The sequence below is a fragment of the Myceligenerans halotolerans genome, from assembly GCF_054782975.1.
In genome coordinates this window covers 40,376-49,692 of sequence record NZ_BAAGRL010000053.1, presented here as the reverse complement: position 1 = coordinate 49,692, position 9,317 = coordinate 40,376, and the positions used below count along the sequence as shown (strand labels likewise).

General features: G+C 70.9%; 13 protein-coding genes. 2 read left to right on the top strand and 11 right to left on the bottom strand.

Annotated features, from left to right (window positions below; translation table 11 throughout):
* On the top strand, positions 1–323 hold a 323-nt coding region (locus tag ACYVK5_RS23425), incomplete at its 5' end, for a hypothetical protein (RefSeq protein ID WP_460708388.1).
* Between the two features lie 83 nt (positions 324–406).
* Here the strand turns inward: ACYVK5_RS23425 and ACYVK5_RS23420 are convergent.
* The 10 genes from ACYVK5_RS23420 to rpsD form a co-directional block, all read right to left on the bottom strand.
* Complete coding sequence (locus tag ACYVK5_RS23420; protein WP_460708387.1) at positions 407–907, bottom strand: helix-turn-helix domain-containing protein; 501 nt, start codon at positions 905–907, stop codon at positions 407–409.
* A 114-nt stretch (positions 908–1,021) separates the two neighbouring features.
* A complete protein-coding gene (locus tag ACYVK5_RS23415; RefSeq protein WP_460708386.1) occupies positions 1,022–1,225 on the bottom strand; it encodes a hypothetical protein in 204 nt (67 codons plus the stop codon).
* A gap of 251 nt (positions 1,226–1,476) precedes the next feature.
* Complete coding sequence (locus ACYVK5_RS23410) at positions 1,477–1,725, bottom strand: hypothetical protein (protein WP_460708385.1); 249 nt, start codon at positions 1,723–1,725, stop codon at positions 1,477–1,479.
* A complete protein-coding gene (locus ACYVK5_RS23405) occupies positions 1,722–1,913 on the bottom strand; it encodes a hypothetical protein (RefSeq protein ID WP_460708384.1) in 192 nt (63 codons plus the stop codon). The genes ACYVK5_RS23410 and ACYVK5_RS23405 overlap by 4 nt, the downstream gene beginning before the upstream one ends.
* Positions 1,910–2,080 carry a hypothetical protein gene (locus tag ACYVK5_RS23400; RefSeq protein ID WP_460708383.1) on the bottom strand — a complete coding sequence of 57 codons (171 nt, stop codon included), beginning with the start codon at positions 2,078–2,080 and terminating at the stop codon, positions 1,910–1,912. The genes ACYVK5_RS23405 and ACYVK5_RS23400 overlap by 4 nt, the downstream gene beginning before the upstream one ends.
* A gap of 45 nt (positions 2,081–2,125) precedes the next feature.
* Entirely contained in the window at positions 2,126–3,034 is a 909-nt protein-coding gene (locus ACYVK5_RS23395) for a helix-turn-helix domain-containing protein (RefSeq protein WP_460708382.1), read from the bottom strand.
* Positions 3,012–3,575: a DUF6879 family protein gene (locus ACYVK5_RS23390; RefSeq protein WP_460708381.1), complete on the bottom strand. Its 564-nt coding sequence runs from the start codon at positions 3,573–3,575 to the stop codon at positions 3,012–3,014. Before ACYVK5_RS23390 ends, ACYVK5_RS23395 begins: the two co-directional genes overlap by 23 nt.
* Positions 3,539–3,772 carry a hypothetical protein gene (locus ACYVK5_RS23385; RefSeq protein WP_460708380.1) on the bottom strand — a complete coding sequence of 78 codons (234 nt, stop codon included), beginning with the start codon at positions 3,770–3,772 and terminating at the stop codon, positions 3,539–3,541. Before ACYVK5_RS23385 ends, ACYVK5_RS23390 begins: the two co-directional genes overlap by 37 nt.
* Positions 3,773–3,843: 71 nt before the next feature.
* Positions 3,844–5,013 carry a tyrosine-type recombinase/integrase gene (locus tag ACYVK5_RS23380; protein WP_460708379.1) on the bottom strand — a complete coding sequence of 390 codons (1,170 nt, stop codon included), beginning with the start codon at positions 5,011–5,013 and terminating at the stop codon, positions 3,844–3,846.
* 162 nt (positions 5,014–5,175) lie between these two features.
* Positions 5,176–5,802, bottom strand: coding sequence for a 30S ribosomal protein S4 (gene rpsD / locus ACYVK5_RS23375; protein ID WP_460708378.1), 627 nt, complete (start codon positions 5,800–5,802; stop codon positions 5,176–5,178).
* Positions 5,803–6,213: 411 nt separating this feature from the next.
* On the opposite strand from rpsD, the gene ACYVK5_RS23370 reads away from it, so the two are divergent.
* Complete coding sequence (locus ACYVK5_RS23370; RefSeq protein ID WP_460708377.1) at positions 6,214–7,566, top strand: LuxR family transcriptional regulator; 1,353 nt, start codon at positions 6,214–6,216, stop codon at positions 7,564–7,566.
* 30 nt (positions 7,567–7,596) lie between these two features.
* Here ACYVK5_RS23370 and ACYVK5_RS23365 read toward each other — a convergent pair whose 3' ends face one another.
* Positions 7,597–9,240 carry an FAD-dependent oxidoreductase gene (locus ACYVK5_RS23365; RefSeq protein WP_460708376.1) on the bottom strand — a complete coding sequence of 548 codons (1,644 nt, stop codon included), beginning with the start codon at positions 9,238–9,240 and terminating at the stop codon, positions 7,597–7,599.
* Positions 9,241–9,317: the final 77 nt, after the last annotated feature.

Sequence of the window (9,317 nt, the reverse complement as noted above, 5' to 3'; positions counted from 1 at the left end):
CGCGCTACGCGAAGGCGATCGTCGCCATCCTCACGGCCGCGCTCGGCGTTCTCGTGACCGCACTGTCCGACGACGTCGTGACCGTCGTCGAGGCGCTCGGCGTCGCAGTCGCCATCCTCACGGCCGTGATGGTCTACCTCGTGCCGAACCTGGAGGCGGGGCCGGCGCGCTACCTCAAGCTGATGGTCGCCGTCGTCGGCACCGGGCTCCAGGCCGCCATCCCCATCGCGACCGAGGGCACCATCACCTCGTCCGGCTGGCTGCTGATCCTGCTCGCCGCACTCGGCGCCGTGTCCGTGGGTATCGTGCCGAACCGGGAGTAGCCTGGACGACGCACCGACGGCGTCTGCACAGAACCGCCCCGCTCACCTCAACGGTGGGCGGGGCGGTTTTCGTCGTACCCGGGTCAGCGACCCATTGACTTGCGCTGCTTCTCGATTTCGGGGATCGCGGCCATGTTCGCGGCGACGCTTTCCTTGAAGCTGGCGAGGCGTTCCTCGGGTGTCATCAGGGAGTTGTACTCCACGACCCAGTTGTTGCCGACCTTCTGGCCAGGCAGGGATCCGGACTCCAGGCGCTGCAGCACGGCCTGACGGGTGACGCCGAGCTTCGCCGCGGCCTCGGTCACGGAGACCAGCTCGGGCAGGCGGGTCAGTCCGAGCCGCTCGTCGAACTCGGCGGTCGGCATGACCTCGAAGGCGACTACCGGCGCGGTATGCGCGTCGCCGGCCACGGACAAGGCGGTGAGCGTTGCCTGCCGCAGGGTCTCGGCCGGCACAGTGATGATGACCTCCACGCGCCCGAGCGGGCTGCGTGAGGTGACGGGGTGGTAGTCGGCCAGGGCGTCGAGCAGCTGCTCGTCGACCGGGTCGCGCTCGTCGTATTCGATTCTCGCGTTGTACTGCATGGGTGCTCCTGCCGCGGTGGGTGAGGGTGTGGTGGTGAGGATGAGGGTGGTGGGAGAATGAAGGATCGGCGCCGGGCCGGAGTTATGTGGGATATCTCCGGCCCGGCGTTCCGGCTACCGCCTGGGCGGCCACCGGAACCCGGCCCGCTTGAGCGGGGCCAGGCTGTTACGGATCGACCGCCAGTCGCTGGCCGTCCCCGAGAATGTCGCGATCAACTGCCCGTTCCGCGAAACCACGATGTGGCCGCGCGCCGTGACGTCGACCTCGAAGCCCTGGGCCTCCAGTGCCTTGACGATCTTCCGCAGATCCTTGTTCATCTTCCACCCCCCTCCATCGTGTTGACAAGTAAAGACTATCAGTGACCTTGCCATTTAGCAAGGTGGAGTAGAAGGGGGTGACCCGACTTCACCCGCGATCTCACCCGCCCCGCCGTAGGCGCCCGCCCGCGACGGCCGTAGCGTGAGAAGCGCGCCCCGGGACCCGTTCTCCACCCGAGGCCGCGCCGTCCGCCTGGGGGCGGACACCCTGAGCCCCGTTCGACTCCGGTCGGGCGGGGCTCGTCGTCATGTCACGACGCCGCCTCGTCCTCGGGCGCGAGCTCGCTGGCGGCCCGGAGCACCCGCCCGAATCCGCGCCGCCCCTCGACCGCCACCCGCACCGACCACCGACCCGGCAGCCCCACCTCGACGACCGCCCCGACCGCGCCCAAGAGTTGCGGCGACCCGCCCACAATCCGCACGCGGTCGCCGACCTGCCAGACGGGCAGCGTGATGCGCGACTCCGCGGCGAAATCCTCCTCGCCCTCGACGGTGCTCACCGCTCGCTCTCCCGGACTGCCGAGGCCGGCACGACCACGACCCCGCTCCCGCCGTCGATCGGCACACCCAGGTCCACCGTCGCGCGATCCTCCCCGGCCCCCACGAGGAGCCCCGTGCGTCCAGCGAACCGGCCAGACGTGATCTGCACCCGGACCCGCGCCCCGTCCGTCTCTGCCGCCGCCGTCATCGCTCGCCCCTGCGGAGGCGCTCGACCCAGTCGTCGACGCCGACGTGCTGCCAGCAGTACGCCTCGCCCAGCTCGGCGATGCCGTCGCAGTCGGGGGCGTAGCAGCGGGTCTCGCTCAGGTGGCGGATCGGGGGTTCGGTGCCGACCTGTTCTGGCGGTGGGGTCATGCCCTGAAAATTAGGACCGAAACTCCAGCAACGCGAGGAACTTGCTCAAGATTGCTCGGTGCGGCGTTCCGAGTCGCGCCCGACCCGGGCGACATACCGTTCTGCGGCGTCGGTCAGCAGTGCCCGCGCCTTGCGGTCATGGACCGCGGCGAGGGCGAACGACTCGAAGAACTTCTCGTAGGCCTCGACCTCTTCGGCCTGGGTGAGACTGAGCGCAATAGTGAACGTCTCGACCTTTACCAGCGCGGTGTCGTGGAGCCAGAACCCGTGCTTGGGTGCGATCACGTAGTTGGTCTCGAAGGGGATGACCCCGAGGCTGACGTTGGGGAGTGTGGACAGCTCCATCATCCGATAGACCTGTCCGAGCATCGCCTCGGGCGGGCACATCGTGTAATGCAGCACGGCCTCGGTGATGATGAAGTGGAATCTCCGGTCCGAAAGGTGCAGGATCTCCTGCCGGCGCATCCGGGCGGCGACGGCGTCGTCGATCTCCTGCTGGTGCCCGTACTTGCGAGCCGACTCAACGAAGCGGGCGCGGGCGTAGTCAGGGGTCTGCAAGAGGCCCGGCACGTAGACGGGCTCGAAGACGCGCAGGAGCCGGGTCTCGGATTCGCGGCGCCTGATCCCGTCCTGGTGCTGTGCGATGCCGCCCCGGAACTCGCCCCGGAACTCGCGCCGGAACTCCCGGTAGCGCTCCTCCATGGTGTGTAGGTCAACCAGGAGCTTGTCGGTCTCGCGCTCGGCTCCCGTGACGCGACACCAGTCGCGCACGTCCTGGTCCGACGGCGGCTGCTTGGCGTGCTCGATCTTGGAGACCTTCGATGCCTGCCAGGAGAGCGAGTCGGCGAGCTGCTTGCCGGTCAGGCCAGCAGCTCGCCGGAGCTCCCGCATCCGGTCGGCTAGCGCCTTGCGCGCCGCCTGGATGTCGGTACTAGTCGAGATGTTCCGCGGCAAAGTCGTCTCTCGTGATCGCGTGATGCCAGGCGGCGTCGCGCTGGTAGTTCAGCTCGACCACGACCGACGGGTCCTCGATGATCTCGAAGCCGATGAACCGGCCATCGCCCTCGTCGAAGTGCATCTTGGCGACCTTGCGCGAGTCGAACAGCCAGTAGTCGAAGTCCGGCAGGCCCACAGCGTCATCGCGTTCGAGGTAGCGGATGTCGTCACCAGCAGCGACGGTCGCCTCTGCCAGCCGCAGACCCCAGTCGCTGTACTCGGTCAGCGGCAGCGTGACCACACGGACCCGGCGCCAGGTCCGGCCGGCACGCGTGGACTCCGCCACAAGCCCCAACCATGCACTCCGGTTCGACTGGTCTACGACCCCGGTCTCACGGAACCGCCGCAGCGGCTCCTGCTCGCTGGGCGAGTTGTACGTGTCCCGGAGCTCGAGGCGGAACGCCGTGTGCTCGAAGGTGCGGAACAGCTCGGCGAACTCGGGCCCGGGCGGCGTCAGGCGTGTCAGGATCCTTCCTCCTCCTGGTAGCGGCGAGCCCACATCTTGATGACGTCCTCCGGGATCTCGATGATCGTCTCGTGGTCGGGCACCTCGCCGACGTCGGCCAGCACGGCCGGGTCGGTCACCTTCCAGCCCTGCGCGATGTAGGTCTTCCGGTCGGTCCGGTCGGTGGCGAACAGCGTCGGCGAGTCTTCGTCGCCGGACTCAGGGTCCTTGCCGAGGAACGTAGCGCGCATCTTCCAACCTCATCCTTGCTCGGAAACGGGGAAACGTGCTCCGCAATGCTCCCGGACCGGAACACTGCCGGTCAACCCTCGATCTGGGGTAGCGCCTCCGACAGCGCTGCGTCGGCGGCCTCGGCAGCGCCCCAGTGCGCGTCGGGCGTCAGGTGCCCGTACGTGTCGACGGTCGTGGCGATATTCTCGTGCCCCAGGCGGCGCTGGATGACCGGCAGGGGCACGCCGGCCTCGATCAGCCAGGACACGTGCGTGTGCCGCAGGTCGTGCACGCGCGGCCTCTTGCCGAGGTCTGCTGCGGTGACCGCGCGCTTCCAGTAGTTGGCATGGAAGTTCGTATTGAGCGCCACTCCCCCGCGCTTGCCCCGGAAGACGAACTTGCCCTCCGGCGTCTCCTCGATGACGGGGCGCAGCCGGTCGACCAGCGACCTGGGCAGCCTGATCGTTCGGATGGCCTTGGCCGACTTCGGCGACCCGAGGTAGCGCGTGCCCGACGGCCCCTTCTTCCACGCGCGGGAGATATGGACCGCTGGGAACGCGCTGTCGAGGGTGAAGTCGTGCGCGTACAGCGCGGTGGCTTCGCCCCACCGGCAGCCGGTACCGACCAGGAACGAGACGAATGGCTGCCACCATGGGTCGACCTTGTCCAGCAACCGGGCGTACTCCGCCGTGGTGAGGAACACCATCTCAGGCTTCGCGTGGTCACTCGGGAGCTTCACCCCGGCGGCCACGTTCTTCGTGATGTGGCCGCCCTCGACCGCAGCGTCGAACACGTCAGAGAGGAACGACTGCGCGTCCTGGATCGAGCTCGGGGCGTAGTACTTCGGCTCGGGCTCGGGGCGACCCTCCTTGCGGGCCTGGCGCCGCGCGACCATGGAGCGCTTGGTCTCAACGGTTCGCTGGTGCTTGATCCAGTCGGTGACGTGCTCTCGTTCGACCGCGTCCACGGGGAAGTCTCCCAGCCGTGGGAGCCACGTCCGGGCGGCCATGCGCCGGTACCCGTCGACGGTCCCCGACGAGGCGTAGCTGGCGACCACGCGCAGGTGCTTCTCGAGCATCTCCGACAGCCGCGGCGCTGTCGTGGGCCCCCGACCGGCCACCGCGGCGAGCGTGGCGCGGGCGAGCTCGACGCCCCGGCTCTCGAAGAGCTCCTTGACCTCGACGGCCGCCTCGGGCGTGTCCAGGGCGTGGGTCCAGCAGAGCTTGCCCTGGTATCGGTAGCCGACACGGTAAGTCGTCACGCCGGACTTGGAGGTGCGTTCCTGGATGCTCGCCATGTCGTGTTACGCCCTTCCGCGGACGACGAAAGCCGGTGGTATCGCGTCGCACGTTACCGCGTCGCGTTACCACCGGCTAGAGCCGGGCCAGGATTTAGCCCCTGACCTGGGCGTTTAGGAAATGCGTCAGCGGGCGTAGTACTCGACGACCATCTGCACGTCGCAGGTCACGGGGACCTCGGTGCGCTTCGGACGACGGGTCAGCGTCGCGGACAGCTTCTCCAGCTGCACGTCGAGGTAGCCGGGCAGGTTCGGCAGCACGTCACGGTGCGCGCCGGCGGCGGCGACCTGGAACGGCGTGGTGGCCTGGCTCTTCGGCTTCACCTGGATGGTCTGGCCCTCCTTCACGCGGAAGGACGGACGGTCCACGATCTTGCCGTCCACCAGGATGTGACGGTGGGTCACGATCTGGCGGGCCTGCAGGATGGTGCGGCCGAAGCCGGCGCGCAGCACGAGCGAGTCGAGACGGGTCTCGAGGTCCTCGACCATGACCTCACCGGTCAGGCCGGGCTGCTTGCGGGCGTTCTCGTACACCTTGAGGAGCTGCTTCTCCCGGAGCATGTACTGGGCACGCAGGCGCTGCTTCTCGCGCAGGCGCACCGCGTAGTCCGACTCGGTGCGACGACGGGCACGCCCGTGCTCACCGGGCGGGTACGGGCGCTTCTCGAAGTGCTTGACGGCCTTCGGCGTGAGCGCGAGGCCGAGCTTGCGGCTCAGGCGAACCTGACGCCGCGAACGGGTGACTGAGGTCACGGGATTCCTGTCCTTCGTGGGTGAGTAGGTCACACCCGGGACCGGCGTCGTCCGGGGACGACACCTGCCGGGTGCGGGACCAGCCGACGGACGTGTCGTACGGACGAACCGCACGCACGTCGCGGGGCCGAGGTCCCAGGGAGCTGCCGTCCGGACCGGGGGCCCGTCAGGCAACCGCAACATCTTATCCCACCCGCCTTCGCGCCGGCCGCGTGAGGCGCGCGACCACGGGCCCCGCCGTGCGGGGATCCGCACCCGTGCGGGCCCCCCGGGCGCCCGTGACGTTCCCCACAGGACGCCGTCTTGCGGTCGCAGTCCCCGCGAGTCACGCTGACCGGCAAGAACGCAAGAGTCCTGACACCGTGAAGCCGCGGCCCGCGCACGGGCCCGCGAGACCTCGATGGAGAGCTGTTGCACACCACACGTTCTGCCGCCACCGTGCCCGGGCCGCGTACCCTCGGCGCCGGTGAGGCGCTCGAGGACCTGGGCCGCACCGTCCGGCGGATCGGCCACGGCCGCCCCCTGGACGTGAACTGTCACGTCGTCACCGGCTGGGTGGGCACGGGCAAGAGCATGACGCTCGCGGCGGTGCGTGCCGCTGCGGCCGGCGCCGGGATCCCGGCCTCCGTCACCACGGCGCTCCTGTCCGACCCCGACATCCCGCTGCGGACGCTGTTCCGGGTGCTCCACCACCACGGCCTGGCGCACGTCGCCGGTGACACGCTCGCGCGGATCCGGTGGGTCGACGCCGCGGCCGGCGAGCGCCTCGACCTGCTGCAGCGCGTGCGTGACCTGCTGGCCGACATCGCCGGCAGGACGACGACGGTGATCATGGTCGACGACTTCCATCTCGCCGACCGGGCGACCGCGGCGGCGATCCATCACCTGGTGTCCGAGCTTCGCCAGGTGCCGGTCCTGTGGCTGCTCGCCGGCCGTCCGAGGATCCGCGCCGACCAGGGCCCGGACAACTTCGCCCTGTTCGAAGACCTCCCGGTCGCGCGCCTGCGCCTGCGCCCGCTCGGTCCGCCGGAGATCGAACGTCTCTACGGAGACCGGATCGAGCGGCTGCCCGCGGAGGCCGGCCGGCGGATCCGCGACGAGTGCGACGGCAACCCCTATCTCATCGAGACGCTGATCGGGCTCGGCCCGTCGGTGCGGCCGGCCGACCGGACCGACCGGACCGACCGGACCGACCGGACCGACCGGACCGACCAGGGGCTCCGCATCCCGGACCAGATCGTCTCCGCCGTCGCCGGCCGCTGGCTGACGGGACTGTCGCCCGAGGCGCGGACGGTGGTCCGCAGCGCCTGCGCGTTCCCCGGCACGATCGACATGTGCCTGCTGGCCGAGCTCGCCGGCCAGTCCCCGGTCGGCGCGGCTCGCTCGGTCGAGGAGGCCGTGGCCGCCGGTGTCCTGACCGGCGCGGGGAAAGACCTCCGGTTCCGCAGCGGGCTGGTCCGCGAGTCGGTCCACCGCAGCCTCTCGGAGTATCGCCGGTGCTCGCTCGACAACGCGGTGCGGGCGGCGGCACCGCCGGGCGCCGGACCGGCCCCGGCGGGACCGGCCCCGGCCGGTCTGACCCCGGCGGAGCTCAAGGTGGCCCGCCTCGTCGCGACGGGCATGACGAACAAGTCGGTGGCGCGGGAGCTGCACCTCTCCCCCCACACCATCGACACGCACCTGCGGCGCGCCTTCGTGAAGCTCGGGGTCCGGAGCCGGACGGAGATGGCCAGGGCGCTCATGCTGCGCGACCCGGGCACCTGAGGCCCGCGCCGGACCCCGGAGCGCCGTGCGTCAGGGCAGGGCGACGGACTGGGCGTGGCGGAACGTGTTCGCCGGGTCCCAGCGCTGCTTGACCCGTTGCAGGCGTGCGTAGTTCTGCTTGTAGTACAGCTCGGTCCACGGCACGCCCGAGGTGTTCCAGCGTTCGTCGCCGAGGTCCGTGTCGGGGTAGTTGATGTAGCAGCCGTCCGTCACGTCCCCGGGCACGGGCACGCCGCCGGTGTCGGCGAACAGGTCCTGGTACAGCTCGCGGGTCCAGCGCACGTTCTCGTCGTCGTCGCCCGGCGCGGTCCAGAACGACTGCGCGAGCAGCTTGAGCACGCTGTCGCGCTGGGCGACGGCGGTGGCGGACGGGCCGGTGGCGTTGATCCGGCCGCCGTAGCCGAACAGGACCACGCCCGCGTCCGGGTTGGCGAACCCGGCGGCGCTCAGGTGCCGGTACAGGACGCCGGCCTGCCGGGTGGTCAGCCCGCGGCGGAAGTAGGCGGCCTTGTGGTCCGCGCGTCGCGTGGGATCCGTCAGCGCCGGGGTGTTGGTCCCGAGCAGCCGCACGGCGTGCAGCCAGGGCAGGCGCCGGGCCGTGGCGAGCTCGGGGACCGCGCCGACCTCCAGCGCGGGCCGGGTGACGGGACCGGCGGTGAGCCCGACGCCGTCGAGCACCTCGGCGAAGAAGTCGTCGAGCAGCGCCTGCGCGCCCGCCTGGTCCCCGTCCGCCTGCGCGAGCAGCGCGACGGCGCCGGCGCTGCGGTGGTTCAGCGCGAGGATCGCCGAGAGCCCGGTGGCCGCGCTGCCGGGGGCGCTGTTCGCCTCGTGCCACCGGCCGTAGTTGCGCACCAGCCGGACGAACCGGTCCTGGTCCAGGCCCGCCCAGTCCACCGCGGCGGCCCGGATCAGCACGGTCGACGGCGGCCGCGGCAGCAGGCCGCCGGGCTCGCCCGGCAGCCGCGCGTCCGGGGACCGCAGCAGGTAGCGGGTCACGACCCCGAAGTTCCCGCCGCCCCCGCCGGTGTGGGCCCACCACAGGTCGCGGTTCCGCGACCGCGTGGCCCGCACCTGCCGGACCGCGCCGTCGGCCCCCACCACGACCACGTCCACGCCGTGGAGATGATCGACGGTCAGGCCGTGACGGCGCGACAGCAGCCCGTAGCCGCCGCCCATGATGTGGCCTCCCGCGCCGACCGAGTAGCACGACCCGCCGGGGATGGTCACGCCCCAGCGCCGGTAGAGCGACTCGTAGACCTGCTGCAGGGTCGCGCCCGGCTGCACGGAGAACGCGGACTCCGTGGCGTCGAAGCCCACCTCGCGCAGCTCGGACAGGTCGAGCACGACGTCGGTGTCCTCGTTGTGCACGAAGTCCTCGTAGCAGTGGCCCCCGCTGCGCACGGTCAGCCGCCTGCCGGTACGGACGGCCTGCCGGACCGCGCCGGCGGCGTCGTCGGGCGTCAGGGCGAGGACGACGTGGTCGGGACGGGAGACCCAGCGCTGGTTGTTCCCGACGGTCAGCTCCTCGTAGCGGGGATCGCCCGGACGGACCACCACCGGCCCGGGCGCGGGCGGGGTCGCCGGCCCGGCCGCCGCCGGCGGCGCGCCGGTGAGCAGGGCCGCGCCCGCGACGGGAGCGGCGGACAGCAACTGGCGTCGATCGATCTTCGGCATCTGGGGCTCCTCTCGCCGGAGAGTATTCGCCGCGCACCGTCCCGGGGACCACTGCTCGGACGAGCAAAGCTGCCCGG